The sequence below is a fragment of the Rhizobium sp. BT04 genome (assembly GCF_030053135.1).
Lineage (GTDB): Bacteria > Pseudomonadota > Alphaproteobacteria > Rhizobiales > Rhizobiaceae > Rhizobium > Rhizobium binxianense.
The window spans coordinates 4,605,676-4,623,116 of the sequence record NZ_CP125652.1 but is presented as its reverse complement, the minus strand read 5'-3'; the positions used below and the strand labels follow the sequence as shown (position 1 = coordinate 4,623,116).

The 17,441-nt window shown below is 62.6% G+C and carries 15 protein-coding genes; 3 read left to right on the top strand and 12 right to left on the bottom strand.

From position 1 onward, the window contains the following. Window positions 1-93: 93 nt before the first annotated feature. Genes QMO82_RS30980 through bcsN form a run of 5 tightly spaced genes read right to left on the bottom strand, consistent with a single transcriptional unit; the run spans window position 94 to window position 9,204 of the window. A complete protein-coding gene (locus tag QMO82_RS30980) occupies window positions 94-2,475 on the bottom strand; it encodes a cellulose synthase (RefSeq protein WP_183606478.1) in 2,382 nt (793 codons plus the stop codon). After that, the gene (locus QMO82_RS30975) at window positions 2,472-3,518 is read right to left on the bottom strand and encodes a glycosyl hydrolase family 8 (protein WP_183606477.1); all 1,047 of its coding nucleotides are present in this window, start codon (window positions 3,516-3,518) and stop codon (window positions 2,472-2,474) included. The genes QMO82_RS30980 and QMO82_RS30975 overlap by 4 nt, the downstream gene beginning before the upstream one ends. Further along, window positions 3,515-5,977: a cellulose biosynthesis cyclic di-GMP-binding regulatory protein BcsB gene (locus tag QMO82_RS30970; RefSeq protein ID WP_183606476.1), complete on the bottom strand. Its 2,463-nt coding sequence runs from the start codon at window positions 5,975-5,977 to the stop codon at window positions 3,515-3,517. Before QMO82_RS30970 ends, QMO82_RS30975 begins: the two co-directional genes overlap by 4 nt. After that, entirely contained in the window at window positions 5,974-8,166 is a 2,193-nt protein-coding gene (gene bcsA / locus QMO82_RS30965) for a UDP-forming cellulose synthase catalytic subunit (protein ID WP_183606674.1), read from the bottom strand. The genes QMO82_RS30970 and bcsA overlap by 4 nt, the downstream gene beginning before the upstream one ends. Window positions 8,167-8,223: 57 nt before the next feature. Continuing rightward, entirely contained in the window at window positions 8,224-9,204 is a 981-nt protein-coding gene (gene bcsN / locus QMO82_RS30960) for a cellulose biosynthesis protein BcsN (protein WP_183606475.1), read from the bottom strand. A 324-nt stretch (window positions 9,205-9,528) separates the two neighbouring features. Here bcsN and QMO82_RS30955 point away from each other — a divergent pair, with 324 nt between their 5' ends. After that, window positions 9,529-9,843, top strand: coding sequence for a DUF1236 domain-containing protein (locus QMO82_RS30955; RefSeq protein ID WP_183606474.1), 315 nt, complete (start codon window positions 9,529-9,531; stop codon window positions 9,841-9,843). Window positions 9,844-9,878: 35 nt separating this feature from the next. On the opposite strand, the gene QMO82_RS30950 is transcribed toward QMO82_RS30955, so the two are convergent. Next, window positions 9,879-11,525: an ATP-binding protein gene (locus QMO82_RS30950; protein ID WP_183606473.1), complete on the bottom strand. Its 1,647-nt coding sequence runs from the start codon at window positions 11,523-11,525 to the stop codon at window positions 9,879-9,881. A gap of 254 nt (window positions 11,526-11,779) precedes the next feature. Here QMO82_RS30950 and QMO82_RS30945 point away from each other — a divergent pair, with 254 nt between their 5' ends. Then, the gene (locus QMO82_RS30945) at window positions 11,780-12,127 is read left to right on the top strand and encodes a response regulator (protein WP_183606472.1); all 348 of its coding nucleotides are present in this window, start codon (window positions 11,780-11,782) and stop codon (window positions 12,125-12,127) included. A 69-nt stretch (window positions 12,128-12,196) separates the two neighbouring features. Here QMO82_RS30945 and QMO82_RS30940 read toward each other — a convergent pair whose 3' ends face one another. From QMO82_RS30940 to QMO82_RS30915, 6 genes are all read right to left on the bottom strand, one after another. After that, a complete protein-coding gene (locus QMO82_RS30940) occupies window positions 12,197-12,736 on the bottom strand; it encodes a MerR family transcriptional regulator (protein ID WP_003574025.1) in 540 nt (179 codons plus the stop codon). Between the two features lie 150 nt (window positions 12,737-12,886). Further along, a complete protein-coding gene (locus QMO82_RS30935) occupies window positions 12,887-13,225 on the bottom strand; it encodes an integration host factor subunit alpha (protein ID WP_183606471.1) in 339 nt (112 codons plus the stop codon). A gap of 105 nt (window positions 13,226-13,330) precedes the next feature. Then, window positions 13,331-14,302 carry a beta-ketoacyl-ACP synthase III gene (locus QMO82_RS30930; RefSeq protein ID WP_183606673.1) on the bottom strand — a complete coding sequence of 324 codons (972 nt, stop codon included), beginning with the start codon at window positions 14,300-14,302 and terminating at the stop codon, window positions 13,331-13,333. Between the two features lie 20 nt (window positions 14,303-14,322). Next, entirely contained in the window at window positions 14,323-15,369 is a 1,047-nt protein-coding gene (plsX, locus tag QMO82_RS30925) for a phosphate acyltransferase PlsX (protein WP_097617589.1), read from the bottom strand. A 98-nt stretch (window positions 15,370-15,467) separates the two neighbouring features. Continuing rightward, a complete protein-coding gene (locus QMO82_RS30920) occupies window positions 15,468-16,022 on the bottom strand; it encodes a DUF177 domain-containing protein (protein WP_183606470.1) in 555 nt (184 codons plus the stop codon). A gap of 11 nt (window positions 16,023-16,033) precedes the next feature. Further along, a complete protein-coding gene (locus tag QMO82_RS30915) occupies window positions 16,034-16,690 on the bottom strand; it encodes a ubiquinol-cytochrome C chaperone family protein (RefSeq protein ID WP_183606469.1) in 657 nt (218 codons plus the stop codon). Between the two features lie 137 nt (window positions 16,691-16,827). Here QMO82_RS30915 and QMO82_RS30910 point away from each other — a divergent pair, with 137 nt between their 5' ends. Then, on the top strand, window positions 16,828-17,361 hold the full coding sequence (locus QMO82_RS30910; protein WP_097617587.1) for an outer membrane protein assembly factor BamE: 534 nt from the start codon (window positions 16,828-16,830) through the stop codon (window positions 17,359-17,361). Window positions 17,362-17,441: the final 80 nt, after the last annotated feature.

Sequence of the window (17,441 nt, the reverse complement as noted above, 5' to 3'; positions counted from 1 at the left end):
CTTGCGGGCCGCGCGTCTTTTAAGACAGGCAAAAGACGCCGGAGCATTTTGAGCTACACAGGCGAGTAGCGGAGGGCGACGGCGGCGTCAACGCTAGTCGTTGACGTCGGGATGGGTGACCTTACGAACATCGGCAAGACCGCGGGTGGCATCGCGATTGCCGGTGGCGGCTGCGGCTTCGAAGATACGGGTCGCATCACCGTACATTTTCAGATTGAAGTAGCTGTAGCCGCGCAGGACCATCAGGTCGATAGGTTCCTGCTGCAGCTGGGCGCGCTGATCGAGATAGATGAGAGTTTCGCGATAACGCCCGGCGTCGAAGGCCGAAAGCGCCCGGTCGGCGAGGATCGCCACCTGAAGCTCGGCGGCGCGCTGGCGGTTTTGCGGCGCCTTGGTGGCGGCGACGGCGGCATTGCCGGAAAGGCCGGCGCGGAGATAAGCAAGGCTCTGGCCATAGGCTGCGTCTTCTCGGACCTTGCGGACCGGGCTCTGCAGTGCCGCCTCGAAGGCGGAAATCGCTTCCATCGGCCGGTTGATATCCATCAGGCACCAGCCACGCGACAGCGCGTCGGCCGGCTCAAGCTGCCCCGCATCGATGGTCGTCGAGCAGCCGCGTGTCTGGCGCGGACCGCGCTGGACGGTCACCGTCTGCATCCCCGGCCTTGCCGTGCGGACGGCCGCATCCGGCCCCGGCTGCAGCGCAGTGGGGCGCTCAGCCCGCGGCTCAGCCGTGGCGGCGGGAGCTTGCGGCGGCTGCACCGGCCGAACCGGCTGCTGCGGGGCAATCGCGCCCTTTTCCGGCGGCAGAGGGGCGCCGTTCGGGCTCAGCGAAGCAGTGTCTTCAAGATTGGTGATGCGGGTCGACCGGCCGGCCCAGGCGCGCTGGATGGCGAGCACGGCCTTGCGGTCGTTCAACTGCTCGCGGGTGACGACAAGACCATAGGCGGAGGGTTCATCATCGGGTTTCCAGGCAAGTGCGGTCTCGAACCAACGTGCGGCGGTCTGAAACTGGTTGAGGGAGCGGGCATACCAGCCGAACTGCTGCGCCGTCGGCACATATTTGCGGGCGATGACCTCGGAGGCGATGCGATGCAGCACATTTTCGGCGAGATCGGCGGGCGGCTGCAGCGCCATCAGATTGGCCGTGGCGGCGAGATAGGTGGCGCTCGCATCATCGGAATCGGCACGCCAGCGGAACATCACGTCCTCGGCCTCCTCAGGCGCCTTGCGGGCGATCAACGCCAGCGCCAGCCCCTGTGAAGCGGCCGCCGTATCCTGCTTGACGCGGGCGGCGCGGAACCATTTTTCGGCCTCGGCATCGTTGTTGCGGCGAAGCTGATACCAGCCGAGCAGCAGCGCATCCGAGGCAAGACCCTCAGTGCCGGCGAGCTTTTCGAGGCGGGCGACATACTCGGGCGCGATGCCGAGATTCGGATCGTCGTTGCCTTCGGCCATGAAGCGTCGGGCGAGGTTGTCGCGGATCGCATCGAATTCCCTGCTGCCGTCTGCGGCAGGCTTGTCCAGCGCGAGCAGCGCCTGCATCGGCTGATAGGAAAGCAGCGTCGAGGCCTTCTCGACCGTCGCCTGCCGTTCGGCCGGATTGGCGCAGTTCTTCAGGATATAGCTATAGGCGTCCTGGCCGCGCGGCACCCTCTCCGTCTGGATGAAGGCTTCGGCGACACGCCAGAGAACGTCGACCTCGCTGCAGGTGAGCAGGCTCGGCGTGGCGGCGGCGATATCGACCACGGTCGCATATTGCTTGAGGTCGGAAGCGTTGATGAGGCGGGCGCGGGCCTCGGCGACGTCGAGCCGGTCGAGCAGATCGGCCGGCGGCTGCCATCTGGCATCCGCTGCCTGGCGGTCGGCGATCGCCTTGCGCAGCTCGGCATAACGGCCATCGGAATAGAGCTGCCACATAGCCTCGAGCTGTTTGTCGCCGTTTTGCGGCACGGCGAGCGGATCGGCCGGCGGAACCCAATTCGGATAGAGCGCCTGAAGGCGGGAGATTTCGGCCTGCAAACGCACCTTGTCGCCGCGGCTGGCGAAATAACGAAGCGCGCTTTCATCGACGGCAGGCGGCGGCGGCGGGGCGGCGGCCTGCTGCGGTGCCGGCGGCTCGGACACGATCGGAGGCGTAACCGGTGCCGCTGGCGCCGCCGTCTGGGGCGCAGATGGCGGCGTGGCAGATGGCGGCGTTGCAGGCTGCTGTGCTGCGGCATTCGGATCTGATGTATCCGGTGATGCTGGCGGCGAGGAGGTGATCGCCTCGATCTTGTCGGCGACGAGCTGCGCATTGAATTCGGCATTGCCGGCAGCCTCGGTCGGCTTGATGCGGCCCATCATCATCAGCTCCGGCGCCGGCTTGCCGGCAGACGCCAGGCCGAACCTTTCCTGCAGAGCGGCACGGTCCTTCAGCCCGGTAACCAGGCTCGCCACCACCACTGCTGCTGAAACCGCCACGAGAGAAGACTTCACAGACACTCCGGATGCTTCTCCCCGATATAAGCCAGCCCCAGCAGTTGAAGCGTGGACGGATAATAGAGCGCGGGCGCAAATTGCAGGGCCGAGCTCGGCAGCTTGGTCCCGTCGACAACACAGGCCACAACATCGTTAACAATTCGATAACCGGGGTCCGACAGGATGGTCTTCGGCCGGCCGGTGGTCAGATCGATGGTGGCGGGCACGCCGTCTTGCGACATCCCCTTTTGCAGGCGGACGAGCAGCGCCTTGTCGGTGATGCCGCCACGCGCGAGATAGAGCGGGATGCGGATGGCGTTATATGAGAATTCGGCGTCGAACCCCTTTGCCGGCCGCGGCTTGTCACGCAGGCTCACCCATTCGGCAGGAAGCTTGCGCGGGCCGAACTGCATCCTGCTCAACAGCTCCACGCCGTCAGCCGAGAGTTTTTTCCAGGCATCCGACGGAGCGAGCGCCGACATGACCGGGATCGCCTCGTAAATCCAGTAGGACGGATTGACGACGGGACCGTCATCACGGTCGCTGCCGGTAAAACCTTCGGTTCCCGGCAACAGCAAGGTGCGGCCCTCCGAACTGGCGACAGTTTCGGCAAGCAGAGCCTGCGCCATGCGGGAGGCGGCGAGGATATAGTCGTCGCGTTTCCACGCCGTGCCGGCAAGCGCCAGCGCATAAGCGATCAACATGTCGCCATCGGTGGCATTGTTGGTATCGGCGACGTGCGGCCTGACGTTCGGATCCCATTTCCAAACGGCCAGGCCATCGTCGCGCAGCAGCAGCTCGGTGCGGGTAAAATACCAGATCTGCTCGAAATCAGCCGGGCTTGCTGCGAGATAGGCGAGCAGCAGACCATAGCCCTGCCCTTCGCTGTGGCTGATATTGCCGTTGCCGTTATCGACGATGCGGCCGGTCGCATCGAGAAACTTCGCCTTGTAGGCCGACCATGCAGCGGCATTGATCATCGCCTGCTGCGCGACGGCGGGCTCGCCCGTCGGGGCAAACGCGACCGTTGCCGCCAGCAGGAGTGCGCGCAACCGCCTCATTTCGACCGGCCCAGCCTTTTGAGCATCGTCGATGTGGTGACCCCGATCAAAAGCACGAAGACGACCAGCAGGAAGGCATAGGAGAGGATGTTCGTCGACAGCCAGTTGGCGGCGATCAGGCGGTAGTTGGCGATCGACCAGGGCATGGACGGCACGAAATCGAAACGGGTGACGGGCACCGCCTCGATCTTGCCGGTCTTGCCCGAATAGGTGGTGATGTGGCCCGATATCTGCGGCCAGTTCAGCTGCGCGGTCAGAACCTCGAGCCCTTCACGCAGATCCTTCGCCGACGGCGCCGCCACCACCGTCCATGAGCCCGTTCCCGCAGGGCTGGAGCCCTGGGCAACCAGCAGCGTGGCGGCGTTGGGCGGCGTAAAGATCTCCTCGGCGCCGGGCACGAACTGCAGCGAACTGCGGGAGATATCGAAATTACGCGACACCCACTCGCGGAAAGCCGTGATCCGACTGCGCAACACACCGCCGCTGACCTTGGAATTCCACTCCTCGAAAGCCGTACCGGTATCGACGACAGCCGCCTGCGCATCCGTCACGGGACGCCAGGAGGCCTGGCTCGCCGTGGCGATATTGGTCTGCGACAGCGCCGTTGCCGGCATCTGCGAGATGGAGCCGATGAAGATGGCATCGCGATCGCCGATCATATTCGGCGAGGCGACGGTTTCGACGGCGATCGGATGGCCGGCGGTGATCGCCATCTGGCCAAGCAGGGTTGCGGCGGCCGAAAGCGTGTCGGCGTCGATGCGGTCGATGAAGAGCGGCGTCGGCTCCGTGGCCCGTCCATAGGGATAGGCGGTGCCGGCCATGGCGGCCAAATTCGGACGCTGACCGACGCGGGCGAAATCCGGAATATGCAGCTCAGAAGTATCGAACAGGGCAAAGCGCGGTGTCGCGCCGGCGGTTGCGCCCGGCGCGCAAGCCGCATCGTCCTTGGTCATCAGGATCGCCTCGATCGCCACCGTGTTAAGACCCGGCTTGAAGTGGCGCATCGTCACGCGGATCGGCAGATGGCGGAGAATGCCGCCTGACGTCGTGGTGATCGGCACGGTGGAGGCAATATTGTCGTTGACGTAGATATCGATGTGGCTACCGGGCAGCACGTTATCGGTATAGGCCGCGTCGAGCAGCACCTTCGCCTCGCCATAGGCATTGGCATAAAAGTCAGCCGGCACGGCGATATTGAAGCTGGTCCGCAACCGCCGGCCGGAGAATTCGGTGGTCTTCACGCCAAGCTGCGACAAAGCGATGTTCGTATCGGAAAAGACCAGCGGCGCGTTCGGCGCGCTCCAGCGCTCGGTGGTCAGCACGTCGCGGCGGACATCCGACGACCTGTCCGTCGGCGAGACGATGGTATCGATCGCCGAGGAGACCGCCGGCCAGGAGGGCCCGCTGATCAGAAGCACCGGCGAGCCGCTGCGCGGATCGGTGACGAAAGCGGCGAGTGCTGCGCTTTCGGCGCCGGGCGGCAGGCCGGGAAAGAGCGGCCGCAGCTCCGCCGCGGTACCAACGAGCACGCTGAGCTTTCCGGGCCCGGCAGCCGGAAGCGAATTGGTGCTGAAGGCAAAGATCTGGTTCGGCATGCTGCTCAGCACCGACAGGCCCTGCGCCAGCCGAAGCAGCGGCCTGGTGGTTCCCGGCTGCTCCAGCGCCGGGACAACGATGTCGAACTCGGTCTTGCCGGCGCCGTCGACGCCGATGGCGCGGATCGCATCGGCGCCCGCCAGTAGTGCGGCGTCGGTGCCGGCGAAACTCAGATAGGTTCCGGCCGGATCGATATTCGACCACAATTCATAGGTGGACTGGATGCTGCAATCGGTGCGGTGGCGCTGGGCGGCTTCGAAGGTGACGAGATTGGCGCCGGGTTGCAGCAGACCGGGCGGCACCGCGAAGGTGACGGCCGACGGGCCATCCGGCGAACCGATGCGCTGCTGGCCGATCGGGCGGTTGTTGAGATAGACGGTCAGCGCCGAGGCCTCAGGTGCGACGACGATCGCATTCTGGTAGGCGAAGGTGAAGCTTGCCTTGGCCGCCGCCTGTTCCGGCGTCAGATAGACCGACCATGACCGGCGATCATATTCGCCGGCGAGACCCAGTTTCGAAAAGGGCACGACATAGCGGCGGACATCGCCGGAGTGCGGCGGCGCAGCCGCATTTGCCACCGCGGCTGGCTGGAGTACAGGCGCCGCCGGCTGCGGCTGGACGGCGATCGCCGGAGGAACGGGTGCGGGAGCCGGAGCGGCCGGAGTTGCAGGTGCGGGTATGACGGAAACCGGAGGCGTGACGGGAGCCGGTGCCGGCGCTGCCGGCGGCGTGGGCGGCGTCAATCTCGGGGTCACGGATACCCCGGGCGGCCGCTCGCCGGACATGTCGAAGGGCGCCGTCTGCGCCTGGGCGAAGCCGGAGGCATTCAGCAGGAGAAGCGAGGCAGCGACGATCCTTTTCATCCGGCGTTGACCTTTGCCGCCCGCTGCTGGGCTTCCCGCTCCGGCCGCATACTGCGGAAGAAATAAATGAGGCCACGGCTGGTCTGGTAGAGCGACAGGCCGAGGAACCAGATCGTGCCGCGGATCAGGCCCGGATTGCGGCGACGCGCGGCCTGAAACTCGGTCCACTGGTCGGAATTGGCAAACATCAGGTCGGCGATCAGGCGATGGTCGAGCGCGCTTTTCGGCACGTATTGGCAGCCGACATTGGAGATGTCGCCCGATGGCTCGATATTGCGGACGATGAGCGGCAGGGTTTCCAGATCGGCGCCGCTATAGGGCCGGAAGCGCATTTCGCCGACGGCGCCGACCAGCATCTCGTCAAGCTGCTTGTTGAAGATGTGAAGCCTGGCGCCATGGACCGAGACGTCTTCGATCGAGGCCGCGTACCACTTGCCGTTGGCGCCGAATTCACAGCGCCGGTTGACGCGGACGCGCCGCGACAAGGCGCGTTCGCCGCGCTCCGAGACGACGCCGAGCGCGCAGCCGGCCATGATCAGGTTGATGAGGTTCCAGCCGCCGACGACGAGCGTGACGTCGGCCTTATAGGGCTCGGCGTAGATCCTGTAGATGGTAATGACCAGCGCGATGATCTGCACCGCGAAGATGACGAAGAACGGACGGCTGATCTCCGACAGGCGGCTGACGGCGATCGATTCGTCCTTGGCGGTGACCTTGAAGGTCGGCTTGCGCGGATTGAGCATGACGGAGACGACAGCCGGCAGCAGATGCACGGTCTGGACATATTCGTAGAGCTCGGAAATCCAGGGCCAGCGGAACGACCCGTAGAGGTAGTTCTGCATCATCAGGTTCACCAGCATATAGGCCAGCGTATAGGCAAGGAACTCGCCGCCGGAGGCGGTGAAGATTTCCAGGTCGAAGAACAGATAGAAGAGCGGCGCAAACAGGAAGATCGTGCGCGGGAACGGGAAGAGCCAGAACAGCGTGGAGGACATGTAGCAGAGGCGCTGCGGGATCGACAGGCCGCGCTTCAGCAGCGGGAAGCGGAAGCGCAGGATCTGCATCATGCCCTGCGCCCAGCGGCTGCGCTGGCCGATGAAGCTTGCGAAGGTGGCCGGCTGCAGGCCGGCGATCAGCGGCTTGTCGACATAGATGCTGTTCCAGCCGCTGCCGTGCAGCGCCAGCGCCGTCTCGCAATCCTCGGTGATGCTGATGCCGGAAAAGCCGTTCTGGGATTCGAGCGCCTTGCGGCTCAAAACCGCTGCCGAGCCGCAGAAGAAGGCGGCGTTCCATTTGTCGAGGCCGCGCTGGATGATGCCGTAGAACATTTCGTTCTCGCTCGGCATCTTGTCGAAGGTGCGCAGGTTGCGCTCCAGCGGATCGGGATTGATGAAGAAGTGCGGCGTCTGGACGAGGAAAAGCTTCGGGTCATCTTCGAAGTAACCGACGGTCTCGAGCAGGAAATCGCGGGCAGGTGCGTGGTCGGCATCGAAGACGGCGATGAGTTCGCCGGTCGAGTGTTTCATGCCGTTGTTGAGATTGCCGGCCTTGGCGTGCTCGTTGCGGTCGCGCGTGAGGTAACCAACGTCGAGGTCCTGGCAGAGTTGCTTCAGCTCGAGATGGCGGGCGGCTGCCGCCTGGGCTTCGAGCAGCTTGCCGGAATTACGCTTCTGCAAGGTGCCGCCGTCGTCGAGCAGCCAGACATGCAGCTTGTCGGCCGGATAATCCATGGCCTTGGCGGCAGCCAGTGTATTTCCGAGAAGGCCGGCATCCTCGTTGTAGGACGGCACGAAGACATCGACATGAGGTAAACGCCCGGGATTGGCGGCACGTGAAGGCCGCGGCGGCAGCGGCGTGGCGACGATGAAGAGGCTGAGCGCCAGCATCGCAACGCTATACATTTCGGCGAGGTAGAGCAGCAGGCCGGGAATGAAATTCTCAGGCTGGTTCAGAGGCGGCAGTGTATTGGTGGTGCGCCAATAGACATAACGCAGCACGATCGACGTGCCGAAGGCGAGCGCCACCAGGCGCCAGGTTCCCTCGCCTTTCAATATCTTGATCAGCGCCATCACCGTCACGACAGTGATGCTGGTGATGAGCTGGGTCTGCAAGTTAACCGGCAGCGTGATCAGCACGATCATGCAGAGCGAAACCACGGCCCATATGAAGACACTGCGGGCTTTGCGCATCGTCGTTCCCTCGAAATTGCTCAATCAGGGCACCTTCCGGCGCCCCAGGCATGCTCACTATCTGCGGCAGGCGGCCGTCATGGCCGTGTCGCCTATGCAGTCCGGCGACGGCACGGTGACACCGATGGCCCTTGCGGATTGTTCGACCCGCTCGGCTGCTGCAGCGGGCTTCACGCTCGTCTGCGGCGCCTCGCCCGGCAGCGGTACGCGCGGACCGATGGGGGCCGGCAACGATGCCGCGCCCGCAGCCGGTTGCGGCGCCGGAGCGTTGCGAACCGCAACTGCCCGCGGCCGGCTGACAATGGCAGGCGCTGGCTCATAGCCGATCGGCATCGCGCTGGCGCGATAGCCGCCCTCGTCGGGATAGACCGGCGCACCGGTGCGTCCGAGTGCGGCGTCGGCGGGCGGCGGATTGCCGTACGGATTCCAGATCGCGCCGTCGAAGGTGCCGGTGATGGTATAGCCGTAGACGATGCCGAGCAGCTGGCGCTCGTTCGCCCTGGCGTCGCAGAGACGCAGGCGTAGCTGGATCATGCCGAAATTGCGCGCCTGGCTGTTGGCGCCGGCGCTCGAGCGGATCTGCTGCCAGGCATAGATGCAGCTGTCGCCGGCACGGCTGCGGCCGGAGGCGTAACCGAACGGGCCGTAAGCGTTCTGCAGGAAGGTCGCCGAGGTCGCCATCGGCACGCCGGGGGCCGAACGAGCCACCTCTCGGGCAATGCCGCTCTCGTTGATCGTGCTGAAGCCCGCATCGCCCGCCCCGGGATTGGCCCCGGAAGCGCCGAAGAACTGGACCTTCAGAAAATTCTGACCGGGCACGGAGGATGAGGTAAAGAGCGATACCGTCTGCTCGACGCCGTTGCCACGCTTGTGCTCGACGACGCTGACGATCGACGGGCCGCCCGGCGGCGGCAGGACCAGCGCCTTTTCAGGCGCCACGGTTTCCGGCCCGGAAGGCTGGCGCACACCGCCTGTCGACGTGCAGCCGGCCATCATGCCCACCACGGCCATCAGCGATATCGTCTTCCGCAAACCCATGTCTCGAGCCGCCGCATTCGTCTTTCCAGATATCCATCCGCCAACCGAAACGCGACGGACCTTAGAATCAACGACCACCCGGCCGTTCATCCGACATAAGCCGCCAGCATGGTTAACGAAGGGTAAAGAATCGGCCGTTGATGTCACCGGACGGAATCACACTGAACGTTATTCGGACAGCTCAACCGTATGATGCATAAATCAGTTTAGCAACACTCGAGCCGCTCTCATTGCGCGTGTCTTCGGCCCGACGAAAGCCCCAGGGAACTATGCCGCACGGCCGGCGTTGCCCTGAAGTCTCAAGTTGAAGAAGGAGAACATCCCATGCGCAAGATCATGCTGGCCGCGGCCGCCATGCTGACCATCAGCTCCGCCGCCTTCGCGCAGAGCACCGTCATCGTCACCGATCCCGCAGCGACCGGCTCCGTCGTATTGCCCGGCGAGGTGCGGACCTATGTGATGGAGCAACAGACACCGTCCGTCGTTTATGAGGGCGATATCGCGGTCGGCGCGACGCTGCCCGACACCGTCGAAGTGCATACCGTACCCAATATCGACGGCTACGGTTATACCGTCGTCAATGAACGGCGCGTCATCGTCGAACCGAAGACGCATCGCGTGATCCAAGTCCTGGAATAGTGTGATCTTGAACTGTGGACGTGCAGCCCAATGCTTCACGTCCGCTCATCTTCCATTCTCGCCGGTACGTTCAGCAGTTCGCGGATCTTGTGCGCCAGCTGCTCCAAGCTGAAGGGCTTGGCCAGCAGCGAAACGCCGTGATCGAGCACACCATTGTGGACGATGGCATTGCGGGTGTAGCCCGTCGTGTAAAGGATCCGGATCGCCGGCCATTTTTCCTGGACGATATCGGCAAGCTGGCGCCCGCTCATTTGCGGCATGACGATATCGGTGAAGATCAGGTCGACTTCCCGATTTTCTTCCAGGATCAGAAGCGCCTCCATGCCGCTGGCCGCCTGCAAGACGGTGTAACCCAGTTCATGCAAGCTTTCGGCGGTCATGATGCGGACGTTCTCATCGTCCTCCACCACCAGGATCGTATCGTTGACGCTGCCCTGAGGAAGCGGCTGGGCGCCGGCGGCGCTCAAACGGGCGTCCGTCGCGCCGACATGACGGGGAAGATAGATCTTCACCGTCGTGCCTCTGTCGATCTCTGAATAAATCTTGATGTGGCCGCCGCTCTGCTTGATGTAGCCGTAAACCTGGCTGAGGCCGAGACCGGTGCCTTTGCCGGGGCCCTTGGTGGTGTAGAACGGGTCGAAGGCGCGGTCGATCACGTCGGGCGACATGCCGGTGCCGGTATCGGTCATGCTGACCATCACATATTGGCCGGCCTCGACCTCGGAATGCATGCGCGAATATCGCTCGTCGAGTTCGGTATTGGCGGTCTCGATCGTCAGATGTCCGCCGCCCGGCATGGCGTCGCGGGCGTTGACGGCAAGGTTCAGGATGGCATTCTCGAGCTGGCTCAGATCGGCAAAGCTCGGCCAGAGGCCGCCGGCCAGCACGGTCTCGATGCGGATCTGCTCGCCGAGCGTACGGCGCAGCAGCTCCGACATGCCGCCGACCAGCTTGTTGAGGTCGATCACTTCAGGGGCGAGCGGCTGCTGGCGCGAGAAGGCGAGAAGGCGCGCGGTCAACACCGCGGCCCGCTGCGCGCCGTCCTTGGCATTCTGGATGGAGTGCAGCAGGCGGGGATCCTCGCTTCCGGTCAGGCGCCGTTGGGCGAGGTCGAGGTTGCCGATGATGATCGCCAACATATTGTTGAAATCATGAGCGACGCCGCCGGTGAGCTGGCCGATCGTCTCCATCTTCTGCAACTGGCGTATCTGCGCCTGAGCGGCGGCATTCTCTTCCATCTCGTGCCTCAGTTCGGCGGTGCGCTGGACCACCGTCTGTTCGAGGCGCGTGTTGAAGCTGTTGAGCTCACCGCGAAGGCGGCTCTGCCGGCCATGTGCGATGATGATCATCTCCATCAGGCCGATGATGATCGCCGCATTGATCACATAGGTCGACAGACCAACCCATTGGCCGGCGTTCATCGGCCAGAAGACATCATGCGGCTCGACGAAAAACTGCTGGACAATGAAAGCGGCAAGCACCGCGGCGACAAGGCCAGGCCCCGCGCCGCCGATGAAACTCGCCAGCAATATTGCCGGAAGGAAGCTCAGAAAGGGAAAGCCGGAGAGATAATCGCTGGCGGCAAGCCTGAAAAGAAACGTCAGGCCAACGAAGGCAACGGCCAGCGGATAGGTATAAGCTGGCCTTTGACGCAGCCAATCCGTGGCACTCAGCAAATCCATTCCAGACCCCTTCATACCGCGCCGCGCGCTCGGATGCGCAAAGGACGCCGTAACACTTTGAACTGCTGCATAATTCCTTCCGAGTCGGGAATTATGCAGGAGCCGTTGCGAAGACGGCATCCCAGCTTTTACACATCGAATTTCACCCGGCAATATGCTGTTTCTTGCATTGCCCGGGACGACGTCTTGACGAGCAGCGCAAGCAGTCCACATAAATCGCCATGCCTGGCAAGGGGAATGGGTGAACGGGGATCATGAAAGACATATTCATCGTCGAAGACGACGCGCTGATTGCCATGCTGCTCGAGGACATGCTCGCTGATCTCGGCTACCGGGTCTGCGCCAGCGCGCCCGACCTGGAACGGGCGCTGGCGACCGCCAGAGACACGGAATTCGACGCTGCCATTCTCGACGTATCGCTCGCAGGGCAGAGTTCGCTGCCGGTCGCAAAACTGCTCGATGAACGCGGAAAACCTTATATCTACGCGACAGGATATGGCACCGCCCCGGACGGCAGCAGCCCAAGCACATTGCCCGTGCTGCAAAAACCCTTCCAGCTCAGCGAACTCGAACAGGCGATGAAGCGGCTTACCGAAGCCTGAGTTCGATTAAAAGTTAGAGCATGATGTCATCCGAAAACCGCTCACACTTTTCGGCATCATGCTCTTTGCTCAACGCACCTGATCGAGCAGACGCTTGCATTCCAGCAGGTCGTAAAGCGCCTCCTGCAGCAATGCCCTGTCTTCCTTGCCGACGCTCGACTTGCCGATCGAGACTTCCTGTTCGTCTTCTCCCGCGACGAAATTGAAGAACCGGCGGGTGATCGGCGGCTTAGCGCGGCCGACGATCTGGTCTTCGTCAGCCATGCCGACGCGCGGTTCCCCGGCACTCGCCTCCTGCACGCCCGACGCAAGCGCCTCGACGCTGGCGAGATCGCCGTGGCCGACCGATATGACGAACTTGTTGCCGTTGGTTTTCAGAAGCTTCTGCACACCCTTGATCGTATAGCCGTGATCATAGAGCAAATGCCGGATGCCCTTAAGGAGATCGACATCCTCGGGCCGGTAATAACGACGGCCGCCGCCGCGCTTCATCGGCTTTATCTGCGGAAACCGCGTCTCCCAGAAGCGCAGCACATGCTGCGGCAGATCAAGATCGTCTGCGACTTCGCTGATGGTGCGAAAGGCATCGGGGCTCTTGTCCAACGTCATACTGCTACGCGACCTCGCGGCTCGATCCAACGGCGACTCATCATATTTCAACGGTTTGGCGTCGACAATTCAAGTCATGTCTCGACGTTGCGCACAACGATGGACAGTGCCGGAGCAAAAAAACGCCATTTAGAAACGGGAAGCCGATGCTCAGGAGGCCGGATTCTGCGGCTTCTGCTTGACCTTGCGAGCGACATGCGCCTTGAGGATGCGCGTCTTCAACACGTTCGACGCCTTGAAGGTCATGACCCGGCGGGGGGAAATCGGAACCTCCTCGCCGGTCTTCGGGTTGCGGCCGATCCGCTCGTTCTTGTCGCGCACCTGGAAAGTAGCGAAGGAGGAAAGCTTGACGGTTTCACCACGCACGATGGCGTTACACACTTCGTCGATGACGGTTTCGACCAGTTCCGCGGATTCGGTCCGGGAAAGCCCGACCTTTCGGAAAACGGATTCCGCCAGGTCTGCGCGCGTCACTGTTTTTCCGGTCATGATTTCCCCGCCCATTTCAAATATTTTGTGAAATCGCGCAAAGAGTATTTGTCTTGCGCGTCACGGTCAAGCTCTTGTTCGCCGCCAGTTTTTCAGGATTTACGCCTACCAGCGCAGCAGAACGGCGCCCCAGGTAAAACCGCCGCCCATCGCTTCGAGCATCACCAGGTCGCCCTTCTTGATGCGGCCGTCGCCGGCAGCGGTCGCGAGCGCAAGCGGGATCGAGGCCGCCGACGTGTTGCCGTGCAGATCGACTGTGATGACGACTTTCGCCGCATCGATATTCAGCTTCTTCGCCGAACCGTCGATGATGCGTCGATTGGCCTGGTGCGGCACCAGCCAGTCGAGGTCATCGGCGGTGGTGCCGGTCGCATCGAAAGCCGCCTGAATGACGTCGGTGATCATGCCGACGGCATATTTGAAGACCTCGCGACCTTCCATGCGCAGCTTGCCGACGGTGCCCGTCGTCGACGGTCCGCCATCGACATACAGTTTTTCCTTGTGCGAGCCGTCCGAGCGCAGATGCGCGGTCAGCACGCCGCGATCGGCAACAGTGCCCTCGCCCTCGGTTGCTTCGAGCACGATCGCGCCGGCGCCGTCGCCGAAAAGCACGCAGGTGGTGCGGTCGTTCCAGTCGAGAATGCGCGAAAAGGTTTCGGCGCCGATCACGAGAACGCGCTTGGCAAGCCCGCCGCGGATATAGGCATCGGCCGTTGTGACCGCATAGACGAAACCGGTGCAGACGGCCTGGACGTCGAAGGCGAAGCCGTGGCTCATGCCGAGGCGGCTCTGAATATTGACCGAGGTTGCCGGAAAGGTGTTGTCAGGCGTCGAGGTGGCACAGATGATGAGATCGATATCGGCTGGCGTCAGGCCCCCATTGGCAAGGGCCGCTCGCGCGGCGGCCTCGCCGAGCGAGGCCGTCGTCTCGTCATCGCCGGCGAGATAACGCTGGCGGATGCCGGTGCGCTGGACGATCCATTCGTCGGATGTATCGACGATCGCCTCCATGTCACTATTGGTCATCACGCGCTTCGGAAGTGCGGCTCCGAACCCGCGAACCACTGAACGGATCATAGTCGATTGAACCCCATAGCTCATGCAGCTTCCGGGCCCATCGGGGGCAGCCGCTTGGCATGATATTTCTTAAGATCGTTTTCTATTTTCTGATTGAGGCCGTTCTTGGCCATGTCGTAGCCGACTTCGATGGCGGCGGCGATGCCTTCGGCATTCGCACCGCCATGGCTCTTGATGACGATGCCGTTCAGACCGAGAAATACGCCGCCATTGACCTTGCTCGGATCGAGCTTCTCGCGAAGCAGATCGAAGGCGCTTTTGGCGAAGAGGTAGCCGATGCGGGCCAGCAGCGTGCGCGACATGGCGGCACGCAGATATTCGCCGATCTGCTTGGCGGTGCCTTCGGCGGTCTTCAGCGCGATATTGCCGGAAAATCCTTCGGTGACGACGACGTCGACCGTGCCCTTGCCAAGGTCGTTGCCCTCGACGAAACCGGAATATTCGAGCGAATCGATGTTCGCCTCGCGCAATAGGCGACCGGCCTCCTTGACCTCCTCCTGGCCTTTCATCTCCTCGACGCCGACGTTGAGAAGGCCGACCGTCGGACGTTCGACCTCGAAAAGCGCACGCGCCATGGCGCCGCCCATCAGCGCAAAATCCATCAGTTGCTGTGCGTCGGCGCCGATCGTCGCGCCGACATCGAGCACGATGCTCTCACCCTTCAGTGTCGGCCAGATCGCGGCAATCGCTGGGCGCTCGATATTGGCCATGGTGCGCAGACAGAACTTCGCCATCGCCATCAGCGCGCCGGTATTGCCGGCCGAGACCGCAACATCGGCCTCCCCCGTCTTCACCGCCTCGATCGAACGCCACATGGTGGAGATGTAGCGGCCGCGGCGCAGCGCCTGGCTCGGCTTCTCATCCATGCCGACGGCGAGTTCGCAGTCGTGAAAGAGCGATTTTTCCTTAAGTTTCGGAAACTTGGCGAGAACCGGATCGCACTGTTCCTTGAGACCATAGAAAACGAAGGAAATATCCGGATGCCGATCCAACGCCTTGGCGGCGCCGGGGATGACAACCTGGGGACCAAAGTCGCCACCCATGAGGTCGAGAGATATTCTGATCACGCGTCCCTGATCCTTCTTTTCGCCGAGGGCGAAATTTCGGCCAAAATACCGGTTTTGGCGTCGCTTACAACTGAATTATGTCAAATGCCAGAGAGGCTTCAGTCCTTTTTCCAATCCTTGAGGGCAGCAAAAGCCGAGGGCTTTTTGTCGTTCTCGCCGCTATCCTCGATATGGCCTGCGAATTCGATGCCCTCCTTGCGCGGATAGGGATCGATCGCGAGAGCGGCGAATTCGGCAACCACCTCGCCGGCATCGATCGTATCGCCGACAAAAGTCTCGGGCAGATCGGGGCCGTCGGGATCGAGCAGCATTTCGCCGGCGTCATTGCCGGGCTGGCGGGCAAGTTTGGAGCCCTCCGGCACGAAGATCTGCTCGAAGCTCTCGTCGATGGCGGATTCGACCGGTTCCAGCGTCACGACGCAGGACTGGACGATCTTCGCCTGAACGCGGCCCTTGATGCGCACGCCGTCGCGCTTCCAGCGGGCAATCTGCAGATCGGCGCTGAGATCGGAGACGGAGACGACATTCCAGGTTTCGGCGAGCGCCTTCAATTCGCTGGCGTCGGCCTCGACATGGACCTCGACGGGATTGGCCGAGATATGGCCGACCTTAACGTGATAGGAGAAGGGAACATCGTCCCGATCGTTCTTCATCACTTCCTCCTTCAGGCGACCGGTGGACAGGCGACCGGCGGGAGCGTTGCCGAGCCGGTGGCGATCTCCTCTTCGGCAAGGGCCGACAGATGCGATTCCGCAGCCATCATCCATCCGGCGAGGCCGGACATATCGGCCGGCGCCGAGGTTTCGGGGTAGATATTGCGCGTGAGCGCGAGAGCGAGCGCTTCGGCATCGCCTGTGTCCATCGCCTTCGAATAGGCTTCGAGCCGGCCATAAAACATGCCGGCGAGCTTCTTCATGCGCTTCGGTACGCTGTTGTCGCCGATGCCGAGTTCGCGGATCGAATAGTCGATATCCTGGAAGAAGGCGTCGACAATCTCCTGGGCGATCTCCTGGCCGCTGGTGGCGGAAGCACGTGTGCGGCGAAAAAACAGAATCATGGTGATCGACAGCATCTCGAAACGGCCCATGACCGTATCCGGCACATTGAGCCGCTCATAGATTTCCGGCATGCGCGCGGCCGCCGTCAGCGCCGCATATTGCCTGTCGACGATCGCTTGATTGTTGTTTTTCTTACGGAAGAGCCCGAAGATCATTGTTTTTTCCGGAAATGCCTCATTCTTCACGCTGGCCGGCCTCTGGCCTTGTTGCATGATTTCGAAAGCTGGTTTACCGAAGCAGGCGCGAATTGCAATGCCGATCATGGCCAGTTTCGGGACGACGCCTTCGATGCGTCAGCGAAACGAATTCGGGATATTCGACCCGGAATGGCCACAATGGTTTTGCAGGAGGTAAAGCGTGCAAGGCCCCAAATGGCTGCTATCGACACTCAAGGGAGTAGATGTCGTTGAAGAAACGGTATTTCAAGTCTGACGTGAAATTCTTCAGCAGTGCGGCCATTGCCTTCATAATCGCCTCCACATCAGCTCTTTCCGGTTGCCAGACCAGCACCGTGCTCAATGGCGGCTACGTCGCCGACCAGCAGTCGCTGAACCTCGTTCCGGAGGGCTCGAGCCGCGAGCAAGTGCTACTTTCGCTCGGCACCCCATCGACGACGGCGACCTTCGACGGCGAAGTCTTCTATTATATCTCGCAGCGGCGCACACGTGCCGTCGCCTTCCAGAAGCTGAAGGTCGTCGACCAGAGCGTTCTGGCGATCTATTTCGACAAGGACAGCGTTGTCAGCCGTCGCGCCAATTATACGCTGCAGGACGGCAAGGTGTTCGACACGATCGGACGCGTCACGCCGACCGGCGGCAAGGAACTCACCTTCCTGCAACAGATGCTCTCCGGCGGCAGCGCCGCGAGTGCAGCCCGCAGCCTGTTCGGCGGCGGCGCCGGCGGCACGCCGCAGAACCCAAGCAGCCTGCGCTGATCGGATACGCCTCATGCGAAACCCGCCGGATCGCTCCGGCGGGTTTTTTGGTGGTCGCTGATAGAGGCTGTAGCGAATTG